The organism is Massilia sp. LjRoot122, from assembly GCF_964252725.1.
Classification (GTDB): domain Bacteria; phylum Pseudomonadota; class Gammaproteobacteria; order Burkholderiales; family Burkholderiaceae_D; genus Telluria.
Genome location: NZ_CAXUPB020000001.1, coordinates 5,050,272 through 5,064,948, shown reverse-complemented (window position 1 = coordinate 5,064,948; position 14,677 = coordinate 5,050,272). Strand labels below are relative to the sequence as shown.

Sequence of the window (14,677 nt, the reverse complement as noted above, 5' to 3'; positions counted from 1 at the left end):
TTGTTGAGTTGGTAATCTGCACCGCGCAAATTCCTACAGGAATCAATAGCTTAGGGGCAATTGTTGTTTGTGATTATTGGTACTTATCTGCCTGTAACTTCGCTTGTTGGTGGGCTCGCCCGGCGCGGTGCTGCAAGGCCTGTCCAGCCAGCTTGTATAATGTGGCAACCCACATCCGCAGGTAAATAATGACGAATACCACCCACTTCGGCTACAAGACCGTCGCCGAGGACCAGAAGGTCCAGGAAGTCGCCAAGGTCTTCCATTCGGTCGCCTCCAAATACGACGTCATGAACGACCTGATGTCGGCCGGCCTGCACCGTGCCTGGAAGCTGTTCACCATTGCACAGGCGGGCGTGCGTCCCGGCTTCAAGGTGCTCGACATTGCCGGCGGCACCGGCGACCTGGCCAAGGCCTTCGCGAAGCAGGCCGGCCGTACCGGCGAGGTCTGGCTCACCGACATCAACGAGTCGATGCTGCGTGTGGGCCGGGATAGACTATTGAATAAGGGTCTGGTGACCCCAACTCTGTTGTGCGACGCCGAGAAGCTGCCTTTCCCGGACAATTATTTCGACCGGGTCAGCGTGGCCTTCGGCCTGCGCAACATGACGCACAAGGACCAGGCCCTGGCCGAAATGCGCCGCGTGCTCAAGCCGGGCGGCAAGCTGCTGGTGCTGGAGTTCTCGAAGGTCATCGCGCCGCTGCAGAAGCCCTACGACGTGTATTCGTTCTCGGTGCTGCCGTGGCTGGGCCAGAAGATCGCGGGCGATGCCGAGAGCTACCGCTACCTGGCCGAATCGATCCGCATGCATCCCGACCAGGAAACCCTGAAAGGCATGATGCTGGATGCGGGACTGGAGCGGGTCCAGTATCACAACCTGACGGCGGGTGTGGCCGCACTCCACACCGGTATCAAACTGTAAGGAAGTCGATAATGAAGAAATTCGTGGCAACGATGGTATTGGCGCTGACCGCCGTCTCGATGATTGCGGAAGCGAGCGCGCGCCCGATGGGCGGCAAGCGCTCGATCGGCCGCCAGTCGCAGGCGGTGCAGCGGATGCCGGCTCCGGCGCCGGCACCGACCCCTGGTTTCCAGCAGCAACGCGCACCGGCCGCCGTGCCGGCCGCCGGTGCCGCCGGCGCCGCCGCGGCCCAGGCCAAGCGCCCGAGCATGTGGAAGGGCATCCTCGGCGGCGCACTGCTGGGCCTCGGCCTGGGCGCGCTGCTGTCGCACCTCGGCATCGGCGGCGCGCTGGCCAGCGCGATCTCGGCAATCCTGATGATCGGCCTGCTGGCGCTGGCAGTGCTGTTCGTGGTCCGCATGTTCCGCCGCAAGGACACGCCGGCCAACCCGGCCTTCGGCGGCGGCTACACCAACCCGGTGCCGGCCGGCGCCGCGCCGCATGCTTCGGCGGGCGCGGTCTCGACCCCGGAAATCGGCTCGGGCCTGCGCCAGCCGGCGGCCTTCCAGGGCCAGTCGGGCGTGTCGCTGGGTAAACCCGGCAGCGCGGCCCCGGCCATGCACAGCCAGTGGGGCGTGCCGGCCGACTTCGACCAGGACGCCTTCCTGCGCCACGCAAAAGCCTCGTTCATCCGCATGCAGGCCGCCTGGGACCGCGGCGACACCAATGACCTGCGCGAGTTCACCTCGCCGGAAGTGTTCGCCGAGCTGAAGATGCAGATCCAGGAGCGCAACGGCGCCACCGACTTCACCGACGTGGTGACGATCGACGGCCAGCTGCTGGGCATCGAGACCACCGCCACCGACTACCTGGCCAGCGTGCAGTTCAACGGCATGATCCGTACCGCCCCGAACGCGCCGGCCGAGCCCTTCGTGGAAGTGTGGAACATGTCCAAGCCGCTGTCGGGATCCGGCGGCTGGGTACTGGCCGGCATCCAGCAGGTATCGTAATTATTTTTAAGTAAAGTTCCGTGCTGCCGGGTTTGTGCCCGGCAAACTGGTAAGATCGAAGCCGCCCGCTAACACCGGGCGGTTTTTTTTGGTGTTTTTATTGACGACGTTTTCTGCCATGTTCCCGAGTTCCGCCATGCTGGCGACGCCTGCCGTCGCCACGATCAACCATCTGCTGGCCCAAGAGCCCTGGGCGCGCGAAGCCCTGCTGCGCCACGCCGGCAAGGAAGCCTGCATCGATACCGGCCATCTCGAGCTGCGCCTGCGCGTGGCGCGCGACGGTATGCTCGAGCCCGGCATTGCCGAGGCCCCGGCGAACGTGACCATCCGCGTCAAGCTGAGCGACCTGCCCCTGATCGCGCAGAACCGCGACCGCGCCTTTTCCTATGTGAAGATTGAGGGCGACGCCGAATTCGCCAACACCATCTCTTCGCTGTCGAAGGGACTGCGCTGGGATGCCGAGCATGACCTCGAGCGCATCCTCGGCCCGCTCGGCGCGCGCCGCCTGGTGCAGGGCACGCGCGGCGCTACCAAGGGTGTGCTGGGCGCCGGCCGCCGGCTGGCCGAGAACCTCGCCGAATTCCTGCTGGAAGAGCGGCCGGTGCTGGTGCGGCCGGGCGCGGTGGGAGAATTCGCGGCCGACGTGGTGCGCCTGCGCGACGACGTCGAGCGCAGCGCCAAGCGCATTGCCAAACTGGAGCAGCGCCTCGCGCAGAGCGCCGCACCGACGAGCGTGATACTGAGTCCGGATAACTGATGATATTGAAATTCCTGCGCCTGCTGAAAATCCTTACCGTCGCGACCAAGTATGGTCTCGACGAAATCGCGGTCACGAGCCTGCACGCTCCCCGTACCGCGCGTGTCATGAGTACCCTGTTTTTCTGGCGCCGCATCACCTCGCCGCGCGCCATCCGCCTGCGCCAGGCGCTCGAGGAACTGGGGCCGATCTTCATCAAGTTCGGCCAGGTGCTGTCGACCCGGCGCGACCTGATGCCGCAAGATATTGCCGACGAGCTGTCGCTGCTGCAGGACCGGGTGCCGCCCTTCGACTCCGACCTGGCGATTGCCCAGATCACCGAATCGCTCGGCGCCCACCCCGACCAGCTGTTCGCCAGCTTCGAGCGGGTGCCCGTGGCCTCGGCCTCGATCGCCCAGGTGCACTTCGCGACCCTGAAGAACGGCCTGGAAGTGGCGGTGAAGGTGCTGCGTCCCGGCATGCGCAAGACCATCGACGAAGACCTGGCGCTGATGGACATGGCTGCCCGGCTGATCGAGCGGGTGTGGGCCGAAAGCCGCCGCCTGAAGCCGCGCGAAGTGGTTGCCGAGTTCGACAAATACCTGCACGACGAGCTCGACCTGATGCGCGAGGCCGCCAACGCCAGCCAGCTGCGCCGCAACTTCGCCAACTCGAACCTGCTGATGGTGCCGGAGATGTACTGGGACTATTGCTCCAGCAGCGTGATCGTCATGGAACGCATGCGCGGCATCCCGGTGTCGCAGATCGACCGCCTGGCTGCCGAGGGCGTGGATCTCAAGAAGCTGTCCAGCGATGGCGTGGAGATCTTCTTCACCCAGGTGTTTCGCGACGGTTTCTTCCACGCCGATATGCACCCGGGGAACATCCTGGTCTCGGTGGAGAAGGAAACCTTCGGCCGCTACATCGCGCTCGACTTCGGCATCGTCGGCACCCTGAACGACTTCGACAAGGATTACCTGTCGCAGAACTTCCTGGCCTTCTTCCGCCGCGACTACAAGCGCGTGGCCGAGGCCCACATCGAATCCGGCTGGGCGCCGCGCGACACCCGCGTCGACGAACTGGAATCGGCGGTGCGCGCCTGCTGCGAGCCGATCTTCGACCGCCCGCTGAAAGACATTTCCTTCGGCCAGATCCTGCTGCGCCTGTTCCAGACCTCGCGCCGCTTCAACGTCGAGGTGCAGCCCCAGCTGGTGCTGCTGCAGAAGACCCTGCTCAACATCGAAGGCCTGGGCCGCCAGCTCGACCCCGACCTCGACCTGTGGAAGACCGCCAAGCCCTACCTGGAGCGCTGGATGGGCGAGCAGGTGGGCTGGCGCGGCATGGTCGAGCGCCTGCGCGCCGAGGCGCCGCGCTATGCCCACATCTTCCCTCAACTGCCGCGCCTGCTTCACCAGACCCTCGAGCGCCACGCGCACTCGGGCATGGCCACCCACAACGGCCATCCGCTGGCCCAGGCCGAGCTGCTGGCGATGGTGCTGGTCGAGCAGCGCCGCACCAACCGGCTGCTGGGCATCATGACCTTCCTGGGCTTGACCACGGGCGCGCTGGGCATGGCGGTGATCGGCTGGTTCTTCTATACCGGTGGCTGAACCGCCCAGCTTCGCCAGCCGCGACCCGCTCAGCCCGCAGTTCTGGGACGAGCGCTTTGCACAATCCTTCACGCCCTGGGACCGCGGCGGCGTGCCGCAGGCGCTGCGCGATTTCGTGGCGCGCAGCCCGCGTCCGCTGACGACCTTGATTCCCGGCTGCGGCAGCGCCTACGAGCTGGTGGTCCTGTGCGCGGCCGGCTGGGACGCCACGGCAATCGACTTTGCGCCGGAGGCGGTGGCGCGCGGCAAGGCGCTGGCGGGGCAGTGGGAGAAGAGGGTGGTGGAGGCGGACTTCTTCGCCTGGCAGCCGCCGCGCCCGCTTGAACTCATCTATGAATGCGCCTTCCTGTGCGCGCTGCCGCCCGCCATGCGGCCGCAAGTGGCGGCGCGCTGGGCCGGGCTGCTGGCCCCTGGGGCCAGGGTGGCCGGTTTCTTCTTTTTCGACCAGGCCGTCAAAGGTCCGCCCTTCGGTATCGACCGGGCAGGACTGGATGCCTTGATGGCGCCGTACTTCGATTGCATCGAGGATGAGCCGGTGTCGGACTCGATTCCTGTCTTCGCGGGCAAGGAGCGCTGGATGGCCTGGCGCCGCCGCTGACGCCAAAAGAAAAGCCCGCATCAGCGGGCTTCATAAGTACAGCATTCTTTTACGGACCAGCGGCGGTGTGGCACCGCGCAAAATCTTCTGTTTCTTCTTAACTGTGAGCAGCAGAGCTTGCCTGCTGCCATCATGTTTCCAAGAAAGATGCTATTTAATCACCCGGACCTGTTGTTGAGCAAATGAAACGATGCTCGACGATGAAGAAAAACAACACCCTGCGTGCGCCAAGCCGTCCGCCGACACCGCCCCAGCCCGGCTGCTGCAGCCAAAACGGGCAAACCATCCCGTAAAAGCTTTATAATTCAGGGTTTTGAAGATTTTTGCGGAGTATCAGATGCCGATTTACGCTTACCGCTGCGATGAATGCGGTTTTACCAAAGATGTACTGCAAAAGATTTCCGACCCGGTACTGACCGTCTGCCCGTCCTGCAGCAAGGAAGCCTTCAAAAAACAGGTGACCGCTGCCGGCTTCCAGCTGAAGGGTACGGGGTGGTACGTGACCGACTTCCGCGGCGGCACCCCGCCGGCGACCGGCACCGCTGCGGGCGCTGCGGCCCCGGCTGCGCCTGCGTCCGACAGCGGCAGCGCAAGCAGCACGCCTGCCGCATCCCCGGCACCAGCCACGGGCGGCGACAAGAGCAGTACCTGACAAGAGAATTCGATGCGTAAATATTTCCTGACTGGCTTGCTGGTGCTGGTGCCCCTGGTGATCACGGCCTGGGTGCTGAGCATGATCATCAGCACCCTGGACCAGTCGCTGCTGTTCGTCCCGGAAGCCTGGCAGCCGCATACGCTGTTCGGGCGCGACATTCCGGGCGTTGGCGCGGTCCTGACCCTCGCCGTCATTTTCATTACCGGCCTGCTGACCAACAACCTGGTCGGCGGCTACGTGGTGCGCCTGGGCGACCGCGTGATGAAGCGCATCCCGGTGGTCAGCTCGCTGTACGGCAGCGTCAAGCAGGTGTCGGACACGCTGTTCTCGTCCTCGGGTAACGCCTTCCGCACGCCTGTCCTGATCCCGTACCCGCATGCGGATTCCTATACCATCGCCTTCCTGACCGGTGTGCCGGGCGGCGACGTCAAGAACCACCTGGTGGGCGACTACGTCAGCGTGTACGTGCCGACCACCCCGAACCCGACCTCGGGCTTCTTCCTGATGATGGAACGCAGCAAGGTCGTGGAACTGAACATGTCCGTGGACGCGGCCCTGAAGCACATCGTCTCGATGGGCGTCGTCGCTCCCGAGTAAAAACAAACGAATCAATCAACCTGGAACGAAAATTATGTCCTCCATGCGTACTCACTACTGCGGCCTCGTCACCGAGGAACTGCTGGGCCAAACCGTCAGCCTGTGCGGCTGGGTGCACCGTCGCCGCGACCACGGCGGCGTGATCTTCATCGACCTGCGCGACCGCGAAGGCCTGGTGCAGGTGGTCTGCCACCCGGATAACGCCGAGGTGTTCAAGGCTGCGGAACACGTGCGCAACGAGTACTGCCTGCGCATCACCGGCACCGTGGTGAACCGCCTGGAAGGCACTGCCAACGCCAACCTGAAGTCGGGCAAGATCGAGATCAACACCACCAAGCTGGAAGTGCTGAACGCATCGGTGCCGGTGCCCTTCCAGCTGGATGACGACAACCTGTCGGAAACCACCCGCCTGACCCACCGCGTGCTCGACCTGCGCCGCAACCAGATGCAGCACAACCTGCGCCTGCGCTACAAGGTATCGATGGAAGTGCGCAAGTACCTCGACAACCTGGGCTTCATCGACATCGAAACCCCGATGCTGACCAAGTCGACCCCGGAAGGCGCGCGCGACTACCTGGTGCCTTCGCGCGTCAACCCGGGCAACTTCTTCGCGCTGCCGCAGTCGCCGCAGCTGTTCAAGCAGCTGCTGATGGTCGCCAACTTCGACCGCTACTACCAGATCACCAAGTGCTTCCGCGACGAAGACCTGCGCGCCGACCGCCAGCCGGAATTCACCCAGATCGACTGCGAAACCTCGTTCCTGACCGAACAGGAAATCCGTGACCTGTTCGAAGACATGATGCGCGTCGTGTTCAAGAACGCGGCCGGCATCGACCTGCCGAACCCTTTCCCGGTGATGGACTTCGCCACCGCCATGGGCTCCTACGGTTCGGACAAGCCGGACATGCGCGTCAAGCTGCAGTTCACCGAACTGACCGAGCTGATGAAGTCGGTCGAGTTCAAGGTCTTCAACAGCGCCGCGAACATGGTTGGTGGCCGCGTGGTCGGCATGCGCGTGCCGCAGGGCGCGTCGATGCCGCGTTCGGAAATCGACGCCTACACCCAGTTCGTCGCCATCTACGGCGCCAAGGGCCTGGCCTACATCAAGGTCAATGAGAAGGCCAAGGGCCGTGACGGCCTGCAGTCGCCGATCGTCAAGAACATCTCGGACGAAGTCCTGACCCAGATCCTGGAACTGACCGGCGCCGAAGACGGTGACCTGATCTTCTTCGGTGCGGACAAGGCCAAGGTCGTCAACGACGCCATCGGCGCGCTGCGCGTGAAGATCGGCCACTCGGAATTCGGCAAGAAGGCCGGCCTGTTCGACGACGTCTGGGCCCCGCTGTGGGTCATCGACTTCCCGATGTTCGAGTACGACGAAGACGGCGATCGCTGGAACGCCACCCACCACCCGTTCACCGCCCCGAAGGACGGCCACGAAGACATGCTCGAGACCAATCCGGGCGCCTGCGTCGCCAAGGCCTACGACATGGTCCTGAACGGCTGGGAACTGGGCGGCGGCTCGATCCGTATCCACCGCGAAGAAGTCCAGAGCAAGGTGTTCCGCGCCCTGAAGATCGACGCCGAAGAAGCCCAGCTGAAGTTCGGCTTCCTGCTCGACGCCCTGCAGTACGGCGCGCCGCCGCACGGTGGCCTGGCCTTCGGCCTGGACCGCCTGATCACCCTGATGACCGGCTCCGAGTCGATCCGCGACGTGATCGCCTTCCCGAAGACCCAGCGCGCGCAGGATCTGCTGACCAACGCGCCGTCGGAAGTCGACGAGAAGCAGCTCAAGGAACTGCACATCCGTCTGCGTAACGAGCCGAAAGTCGCGTAAACGGACCATGCGTTCGACAAACGCGGGCGCGGCCATATAATGGCTGCGCCCGCGTTTTTTATTTGGCGCTTTTATTTGTCTATGCCCCACAAAATCCCCGAATCGGTCCTGGTCCTCATTCACACCTCCGCCATGGAGGTACTCCTGATCGAACGCGCCGACCGTCCGGGGTTCTGGCAATCCGTCACCGGCTCGCTCGACGCCCACGACGAACCGCTGCTGCAGACCGCCGCCCGCGAACTGTTCGAGGAAACCGGCATCGTCGCCGACGGCGAGCACATCGTCCTGCACGACTGGCAGCTCTCCAACATCTACGAGATCTACCCGGTCTGGCGTCACCGCTACGCCCCCGGCGTCACCCACAATACCGAGCACGTGTTCTCGGTCTGCGTCCCGCGCGACATCGCGATCACCCTGAGCCCGCGCGAACACACGCAGTACGCCTGGCTGCCTTGGCTGGAAGCCGCCGACCGCTGCTTCTCGTCCTCGAATGCCGAGGCCATCCTTCAGTTGCCCAGGCATATTTCCCGGTAGATTCTTAGCCAAGCGCACGATTGGGGCGGGCGCCAAGGGTGGCGGACCGCGTTGTTGTTAGAATGTTCCCATGAAGATTCGTGTGGCCACCTACAACATCCACAAAGGCGTGAGCTCGCTGCGCAGCCAGCCGCGCGTGATCGCGCTGAAGAAAGCGATTGCCGAATTCCATGCCGACGTCGTCTTCCTGCAGGAAGTGCAGGGCAGGCACGACCGCTTCCAGGCGCGCTATGGCAAGGAAGCTCTTGCCCACCACCACTGGCCGGAAGATCCGCAACACGAATATTTTGCGGGTGAGCAGCACCATACGGCCTACGGCATGAATGCCGTCTACGACCACGGCCACCATGGCAATGCGCTGCTGAGCGCTTTCCCGATCGAGAACTCGCACAACCACGACGTCTCCGACCACGCCTACGAGCAGCGCGGCATCCTGCACTGCGTACTGGAGACCCCGAGCGGCAAGGTCCATTGCTACGTGGTGCACCTGGGCCTGTTCGAGGGCAGCCGCGGGCGCCAGACCGAGGCCCTGATCGAGCACGTCGACGCTTCCTCGCACGGCGAGCCGGTGATCATCGCCGGCGACTTCAACGACTGGCGCAATACGCTCAGCGAGCGCCTGCGCAACGCCCTCGGCGTGGCCGAAGTCTTCGACGAGCTGGGACCGAAGTCCCCCTTGGGCGACATGGTGCGCAGCTGGGCCGGCCGCCAGCCGCGCCTGGCGCCGGCGCGCACCTTCCCGGCCATGCTGCCCTGGTTCCGCCTCGACCGCATCTACGTGCGCGGCTTCAAGGTGGACAATGCGCAGGTGATGCACGGCCCGCTGTGGGCCAAGCTGTCCGACCACGCACCGATCGTGGCGGAACTGCAGCTCAGCACCTCCTAGCGCGCCATGCGCCACGTCAGCTTCGTAGACAACAACGACGTCACCCTGCTGGAAAGCGGCACCGCCTTTTTCCCGGCCCTGATCGCGGCCATCGATGCGGCCCAGTACGACGTCCTGTTCGAAACCTATATCTTCGCCGAGGACGAAGTCGGGCACGCGGTGCGCGATGCCCTGATCCGCGCCGAACGCCGGGGCGTCAAGGTACGCGTACTGGTCGACTGGATCGGCACCGAGCACCGGCCCGCGGCACGGCTGGGCGAGGCATTGACGGCGGCGGGCGTGCAGTACCGCGTCTTCAATCCCTGGTGCAGGCGCGGCATCGCGCGTTCGCACCGCAAGATCGTCGTGATCGACCGCGCGCTCGCATTCGTCGGCGGGATCAACGTCAACGATGACTGGCGCTGCGACCACGCCGACAAGCATCGCCTGCCCGCGCCGCGCTGGGATTTCACGGTGCAGGTGCGCGGGCCGCTGGTGGCGCAGATCCACGACGAGGCGCAAGGCCAGTGGCTGCGCGCGGGACGCCTGAAGCTCAGGCAGCGCATCGAACTGTTCAAGGAAATGCGCAAGGAGCCGGAGCAGTCCTGCAAATACCCGGCGCGCGCCGCCTTCGTGGTGCGCGACAACCTGCGCAACCGTTCCACGATCCAGCGCGCCTACCTGCAGGCCCTGGGGCGCGCGAAGCACAGCGTGCTGCTGGCCACGCCGTATTTCGCCCCCGGCCGGAAGTTTCGCAAGGCGCTGGCCCATGCGGCGCAGCGCGGCGTGCAGGTCACGCTCCTGATCGGGGTAGGGGAGTTCGTCATCCAGGACATGGTCGCGCACTCCTTCTACCCGAAGCTGCTGGCCGACGGCATCAAGGTGGTCGAGTACCGCAAGACCCAGCTGCACGCCAAGGTCGCGGTGGTGGACGACGACTGGGCCACGGTCGGGTCGAGCAACTGCGACGGGCTGTCGCTGTTCCTGAACCAGGAAGCCAATGTGGTGGTGCTGGATGAGCGCTTCGCCGCCACCATGCGTGCCCACATCGAGCGCGGCATTGCTGACGGCGTGACGATCCGCGCCGAGGAATTCGCCCACATCGGCTGGATTCGCCGTGCGAGCTATGGCTTGGCCTATATGTTGTATAAACTGGTCATGCGGATCTTTGCGATCGGCTACGCATGACGGGCATAGGTGATTTATGGAAGACAACAACGTACGTATCGACAAGTGGCTGTGGGCCGCGCGCTTCTTCAAGACACGCTCGATGGCAACCGACGCGATCGATCGCGGCCGGGTGCGCATCGACGGCGAGCCCATCAAGCCGGCGCGCAACGTCAAGATCAATGACAAGATTTTTATCGATAACGGCTCGGACCGCTGGGAAGTGATCGTGGCCGCCATCTCGGGCACGCGCGGCCCGGCCCCGGTGGCCCGCACCCTGTACTTCGAGACCGACGAAAGCATCGCCAAGCGCGAGAACGACAAGACGGCGCGCCGGCTGTTCCCGGAACCGAGTGCCGAGATCAAGGGGCGGCCTACCAAGCGTGACCGGCGGGCCATGACCCGCGTCGGCGAGGAATAGGCTAAGCTCTCCCGAACCGGGGTCAGGTCTGACATTCGGACACGAGCTCTACCTTAGCCCTGCAGGAGAAGGTTTTCAAAAGCAGCTACTGCTCGACTCACGGTTTTGCTCGATACGCCAAAAAATGTTGCAATCTGCGGCATCGTGAACGCCGTCGATCGGTAAGCGCGCGCCATCGCTTCGTCCCTACTGGGGTATCTGTCCTGATATTCAGCCAGTGAGAGGGCCACAGCGCGCCGTTCGATCCTGACAGCCTCCACGAACTCTTCAGCTCGTTGCAATTGCTGGTGAGTTGAGACGAAGTCATCGTCTCCCAGAACCACACCGTGACGGGTAGCAGTGAGCGGGCTGTCCAGGCCGATTCCGGCCAGGACAAACGCCTGATATGCGGACACGGCTGCCGTAGGGGTGCTGCCGAAATGGCTAAGCAGCCAATCGCGCTGGAACCAGGACGGCGGATGGTTTGCGTTGACGAGAAAGTGGTGACTGCTCCATTGCCATTCGTCTAGTGAGTTCACCATGTTCGCCCGTAGAGGATTCAGGACGATGTAGCGGCTTACCTCCAAAAGGTAATTTTCTCTCTGGACCAAAATTGCCTTATACCGCCCTTGGAAGAGGTGCCCGACCAGCTCATGTCGCCGGTTGAACTTCTGCGAATACAAGCCATTGAGCTGGCGCATTCCTCTGGAAAGATTCCCTTCGACGGTTTCGACCAGAAGATGATAGTGATTTGTCATCTGACAAAAACTATGGATGACAAAGTTGTACCGTTCGCACACGTGAGCAAGGACTTCCAGCCATTGACGTCGATCAAGGTCATGACGGTAGATCGGATTTTTCCGGTTGCCCCGAGAGGTGACGTGGTAAAGAGCGCCAGGGAATTCGAGTCGAAGAGGTCGTGTCATGTCGGTAACGGTACTGAAGAAAGCTCGGTGGAAGCTGAGATTGCTCAGTGCTGAGCCATATGGTTTTTCCACGTTCCGGATAGCGTCTGATAGATATCTCGGCCGCTGCTGGCAAATAGCTGTTGAGGCCGTGTCCAAATGTCAGACCTGACCCCGGTGTACGAAAATCAGCGCACGACCGTGCAAAATGCGGTACCTTTACATCTGCGACAACGTTGTTCCGGTCATATCTCGGCGGGAGCGTCCTGCAGGCGGTTTCTCCTCCTGCCGTTGTTTTGCATCAATAGAATCTCGCCTCTAAGTTCCCGTTTGACATTTCATCTCTGGTAGATAATAGTACGAGCGTTCGGATTTTTTTCGATTCAGGGGCAGCTATCACTACTTCAGCAAAATTCATGCGCAAGGGCGAACTTACGCGGGCAGCGATTCTCGACGTGGCGCTCGAGCTGTCGAGCCGCGACGGCCTCGAAGGCCTGACCATCGGCCTGCTGGCCGACCGGATGAACATGAGCAAATCCGGCGTGTTCGCCCACTTCGGTTCGCGCGAGGACCTGCAGCTTGAAGTCGTCAAGCTGTACCACCACCGCTTCGAGCAGGAAGTGTTCTTCCCCAGCGTGCGCGAGCCGCGCGGCCTGCCGCGCCTGCAGTCGATGTTCGACCGCTGGCTCGAGCGCGTGTCGGTCGAGATCGCATCCGGCTGCATCTACATCAGCGGCGCCGTCGAGTACGACGACCGTCCGGGCCCGATCCGCGAGGAACTGGTCAAGATGGTGCAGGCCTGGCAGGGCGCCCTGCAGCGCAGCGCGCGCCAGGCGATCGAGGTCGGCCACCTGCGTCCCGACGCCGATGCCGAGCAGCTGGTGTACGAGATGTACGGGCTGATCCTGGCCCTGCACCACGACGCGCGCTTCCTGCGCATGCCCGGCTCCGTCGAGCGGGCCCGTCGCGGCTTCGAGCGGCTGATCGAAAACTATCGCAATCCATCCATGCCGGCCCAGTAAGCGCCGATAAATCAAACAAACACTTTACCTTCGTTCAGGAGAAAACCATGGGTCAGTACGTCGCGCCAATCCGGGATATGCAGTTCGTTCTGCACGAATTCCTCAATGTCAGCGAAGAGTTCAAGAACCTGCCTGCCTACCAGGAAATCGACGCCGACATCATCAACCAGGTGCTCGAAGAAGGTGCGAAATTCACGCAGGAAGTGCTGTTCCCGCTGAACCACTCGGGCGACCGCGAAGGCTGCCACTTCGACCCGGCCACCAAGGCCGTCACCACCCCGAAGGGCTTCAAGGAAGCGTATAAACAGTATGTCGAAGGCGGCTGGGCGGCTCTCGGCTGCGATCCAGAGTACGGCGGCCAGGGCCTGCCTATTTCGCTGAACAACTCCTTCTACGAGATGCTGAACTCGGCCAACCAGGCCTGGACCATGTACCCAGGCCTGTCACACGGCGCCTACGAGTGCCTGCTGGAACACGGCAGCGACGAGCAGAAGAAGCTGTTCCTGCCGAAGCTGGTCTCGGGCGAATGGACCGGCACCATGTGCCTGACCGAAGCGCACTGCGGCACCGACCTGGGCCTGTTGCGCACCAAGGCCGAGCCGCAAGCCGACGGTACCTACAGCATCACCGGTTCCAAGATCTTCATCTCGGCCGGCGAACATGACATGTCCGAGAACATCGTCCACCTGGTGCTGGCGCGCCTGCCGGACGCACCGGAAGGCTCGAAGGGCATCTCGCTGTTCCTGGTCCCGAAATTCAAGGTGAATGCCGACGGTTCGGTCGGTGAGCGCAACGGCATCGCCTGCGGCGCCATCGAAGAGAAGATGGGCATCCACGGTAACTCCACCTGCCAGATGAACCTGGACGGCGCGATCGGCACCCTGATCGGCCAGCCGCACAAGGGCCTGCAGGCGATGTTCGTGTTCATGAACGCCGCCCGCCTGGGCGTCGGCATGCAGTCGCTGGGCCTGACCGAAGTCGCCTACCAGAACGCCCTGGTCTACGCCAAGGAACGCATCCAGATGCGCAGCCTGTCGGGCCCGAAGGCGCTGGACAAGCCGGCCGACCCGATCATCGTGCACCCGGACGTGCGCCGCATGCTGCTGACCGCCAAGGCCTACGCCGAAGGCGCGCGCGCCCTGACCTCGTACATCGCGCTGCAGATCGACCGTGAACTGAACCACCCGGACGAAGAAGTGCGCAAGGAAGCCGCCGGCGAAGTCGCGCTGCTGACCCCGATCGTCAAGGCCTTCATCACCGACAACGGCTGGATCGCCACCTCGGAAGCGATGCAGGTCTACGGCGGCCACGGCTACATCAGCGAGTGGGGCATGGAGCAGTACGTGCGCGACGCCCGCATCAACATGATCTACGAAGGCACCAACACCGTGCAGTCGCTCGACCTGCTGGGCCGTAAGATCCTGATGGACAACGGTGCCAAGCTGCGCGCCTTCGGCGAAAAAATCAAGAACTTCGTCGAGGAGAACGGCCTGGACGAGTCGATGTCGGAATTCGTGACCCCGCTGGGTGAGCTGGGCGACAAGGTCGGCAAGCTGACCATGGAAATCGGCATGAAGGCCTTCCAGAACCAGGACGAAGTCGGCGCCGCCGCCGTGCCTTACCTGCGCGTCGTGGGCCACCTGGTGTTCAGCTACTTCTTCGCGCAGATGGCGAAGATCGCGCTGGCCAAGCAGGATTCCGGCGACAAGTTCTACGAAGCCAAGCTGCACACTGCACGCTTCTACTTCGCCCGCCTGTACCCGGAAACCGCGATGCTGATCCGCCAGGCACGTTCGGGCGCATCGAACCTGCTGGCCATGGACGCTGACCTGTTCTAAC

At 63.4% G+C, this 14,677-nt stretch carries 15 protein-coding genes; 14 read left to right on the top strand and 1 reads right to left on the bottom strand.

Annotated elements, in window-relative coordinates:
- Positions 1-188 precede the first annotated feature (188 nt).
- From ubiE to ACSQ25_RS22230, 12 genes are all read left to right on the top strand, one after another.
- Complete coding sequence (gene ubiE / locus ACSQ25_RS22285; RefSeq protein WP_436107827.1) at positions 189-923, top strand: bifunctional demethylmenaquinone methyltransferase/2-methoxy-6-polyprenyl-1,4-benzoquinol methylase UbiE; 735 nt, start codon at positions 189-191, stop codon at positions 921-923.
- Positions 924-934: 11 nt separating this feature from the next.
- The gene (locus ACSQ25_RS22280) at positions 935-1,912 is read left to right on the top strand and encodes a Tim44 domain-containing protein (RefSeq protein ID WP_436107826.1); all 978 of its coding nucleotides are present in this window, start codon (positions 935-937) and stop codon (positions 1,910-1,912) included.
- 118 nt (positions 1,913-2,030) lie between these two features.
- Positions 2,031-2,669, top strand: coding sequence for a ubiquinone biosynthesis accessory factor UbiJ (locus ACSQ25_RS22275; protein ID WP_436107825.1), 639 nt, complete (start codon positions 2,031-2,033; stop codon positions 2,667-2,669).
- Entirely contained in the window at positions 2,669-4,258 is a 1,590-nt protein-coding gene (gene ubiB, locus ACSQ25_RS22270) for a ubiquinone biosynthesis regulatory protein kinase UbiB (RefSeq protein ID WP_436107824.1), read from the top strand. Before ACSQ25_RS22275 ends, ubiB begins: the two co-directional genes overlap by 1 nt.
- Positions 4,251-4,856, top strand: coding sequence for an SAM-dependent methyltransferase (locus ACSQ25_RS22265; protein ID WP_436107823.1), 606 nt, complete (start codon positions 4,251-4,253; stop codon positions 4,854-4,856). The genes ubiB and ACSQ25_RS22265 overlap by 8 nt, the downstream gene beginning before the upstream one ends.
- A gap of 337 nt (positions 4,857-5,193) precedes the next feature.
- Positions 5,194-5,508: an FmdB family zinc ribbon protein gene (locus tag ACSQ25_RS22260; protein WP_436107822.1), complete on the top strand. Its 315-nt coding sequence runs from the start codon at positions 5,194-5,196 to the stop codon at positions 5,506-5,508.
- Between the two features lie 12 nt (positions 5,509-5,520).
- Positions 5,521-6,108: a DUF502 domain-containing protein gene (locus ACSQ25_RS22255; RefSeq protein WP_436107821.1), complete on the top strand. Its 588-nt coding sequence runs from the start codon at positions 5,521-5,523 to the stop codon at positions 6,106-6,108.
- Positions 6,109-6,151: 43 nt separating this feature from the next.
- Positions 6,152-7,945, top strand: a complete 1,794-nt coding sequence (gene aspS / locus ACSQ25_RS22250) for an aspartate--tRNA ligase (protein ID WP_436107820.1) — start codon at positions 6,152-6,154, stop codon at positions 7,943-7,945.
- An 81-nt stretch (positions 7,946-8,026) separates the two neighbouring features.
- Positions 8,027-8,479 (top strand): dihydroneopterin triphosphate diphosphatase, encoded by a 453-nt coding sequence (gene nudB, locus ACSQ25_RS22245; protein WP_436107819.1) that lies wholly within the window; start codon positions 8,027-8,029, stop codon positions 8,477-8,479.
- A gap of 70 nt (positions 8,480-8,549) precedes the next feature.
- Positions 8,550-9,365: an endonuclease/exonuclease/phosphatase family protein gene (locus tag ACSQ25_RS22240; protein ID WP_436107818.1), complete on the top strand. Its 816-nt coding sequence runs from the start codon at positions 8,550-8,552 to the stop codon at positions 9,363-9,365.
- Between the two features lie 6 nt (positions 9,366-9,371).
- Entirely contained in the window at positions 9,372-10,532 is a 1,161-nt protein-coding gene (gene clsB / locus ACSQ25_RS22235) for a cardiolipin synthase ClsB (RefSeq protein ID WP_436107817.1), read from the top strand.
- A 16-nt stretch (positions 10,533-10,548) separates the two neighbouring features.
- Positions 10,549-10,932: an RNA-binding S4 domain-containing protein gene (locus tag ACSQ25_RS22230; protein ID WP_436107816.1), complete on the top strand. Its 384-nt coding sequence runs from the start codon at positions 10,549-10,551 to the stop codon at positions 10,930-10,932.
- Positions 10,933-10,985: 53 nt separating this feature from the next.
- Here the strand turns inward: ACSQ25_RS22230 and ACSQ25_RS22225 are convergent, their stop codons facing one another.
- Positions 10,986-11,909, bottom strand: coding sequence for a transposase (locus tag ACSQ25_RS22225; RefSeq protein ID WP_436107815.1), 924 nt, complete (start codon positions 11,907-11,909; stop codon positions 10,986-10,988).
- Between the two features lie 323 nt (positions 11,910-12,232).
- On the opposite strand from ACSQ25_RS22225, the gene ACSQ25_RS22220 reads away from it, so the two are divergent.
- Together ACSQ25_RS22220 and ACSQ25_RS22215 are read left to right on the top strand one after the other, a co-directional pair.
- On the top strand, positions 12,233-12,838 hold the full coding sequence (locus tag ACSQ25_RS22220; RefSeq protein WP_436107814.1) for a TetR/AcrR family transcriptional regulator: 606 nt from the start codon (positions 12,233-12,235) through the stop codon (positions 12,836-12,838).
- Positions 12,839-12,885: 47 nt separating this feature from the next.
- Positions 12,886-14,676, top strand: coding sequence for an acyl-CoA dehydrogenase C-terminal domain-containing protein (locus ACSQ25_RS22215; RefSeq protein WP_436107813.1), 1,791 nt, complete (start codon positions 12,886-12,888; stop codon positions 14,674-14,676).
- Position 14,677 lies beyond the last annotated feature (1 nt).

What these genes read in the sequence shown, in the direction of transcription:
- ACSQ25_RS22260 (WP_436107822.1), top strand. Translation starts at nt 5,194, where the DNA reads ATGCCGATTTACGCTTACCGCTGCGATGAATGCGGTTTTACCAAAGAT.
- ACSQ25_RS22220 (WP_436107814.1), top strand. Translation starts at nt 12,233, where the DNA reads ATGCGCAAGGGCGAACTTACGCGGGCAGCGATTCTCGACGTGGCGCTC.
- ubiB (WP_436107824.1), top strand. Translation starts at nt 2,669, where the DNA reads ATGATATTGAAATTCCTGCGCCTGCTGAAAATCCTTACCGTCGCGACC.
- aspS (WP_436107820.1), top strand. Translation starts at nt 6,152, where the DNA reads ATGCGTACTCACTACTGCGGCCTCGTCACCGAGGAACTGCTGGGCCAA.
- ACSQ25_RS22240 (WP_436107818.1), top strand. Translation starts at nt 8,550, where the DNA reads ATGAAGATTCGTGTGGCCACCTACAACATCCACAAAGGCGTGAGCTCG.
- nudB (WP_436107819.1), top strand. Translation starts at nt 8,027, where the DNA reads ATGCCCCACAAAATCCCCGAATCGGTCCTGGTCCTCATTCACACCTCC.
- ACSQ25_RS22275 (WP_436107825.1), top strand. Translation starts at nt 2,031, where the DNA reads ATGTTCCCGAGTTCCGCCATGCTGGCGACGCCTGCCGTCGCCACGATC.
- ACSQ25_RS22255 (WP_436107821.1), top strand. Translation starts at nt 5,521, where the DNA reads ATGCGTAAATATTTCCTGACTGGCTTGCTGGTGCTGGTGCCCCTGGTG.
- ubiE (WP_436107827.1), top strand. Translation starts at nt 189, where the DNA reads ATGACGAATACCACCCACTTCGGCTACAAGACCGTCGCCGAGGACCAG.
- clsB (WP_436107817.1), top strand. Translation starts at nt 9,372, where the DNA reads ATGCGCCACGTCAGCTTCGTAGACAACAACGACGTCACCCTGCTGGAA.
- ACSQ25_RS22280 (WP_436107826.1), top strand. Translation starts at nt 935, where the DNA reads ATGAAGAAATTCGTGGCAACGATGGTATTGGCGCTGACCGCCGTCTCG.
- ACSQ25_RS22215 (WP_436107813.1), top strand. Translation starts at nt 12,886, where the DNA reads ATGGGTCAGTACGTCGCGCCAATCCGGGATATGCAGTTCGTTCTGCAC.
- ACSQ25_RS22230 (WP_436107816.1), top strand. Translation starts at nt 10,549, where the DNA reads ATGGAAGACAACAACGTACGTATCGACAAGTGGCTGTGGGCCGCGCGC.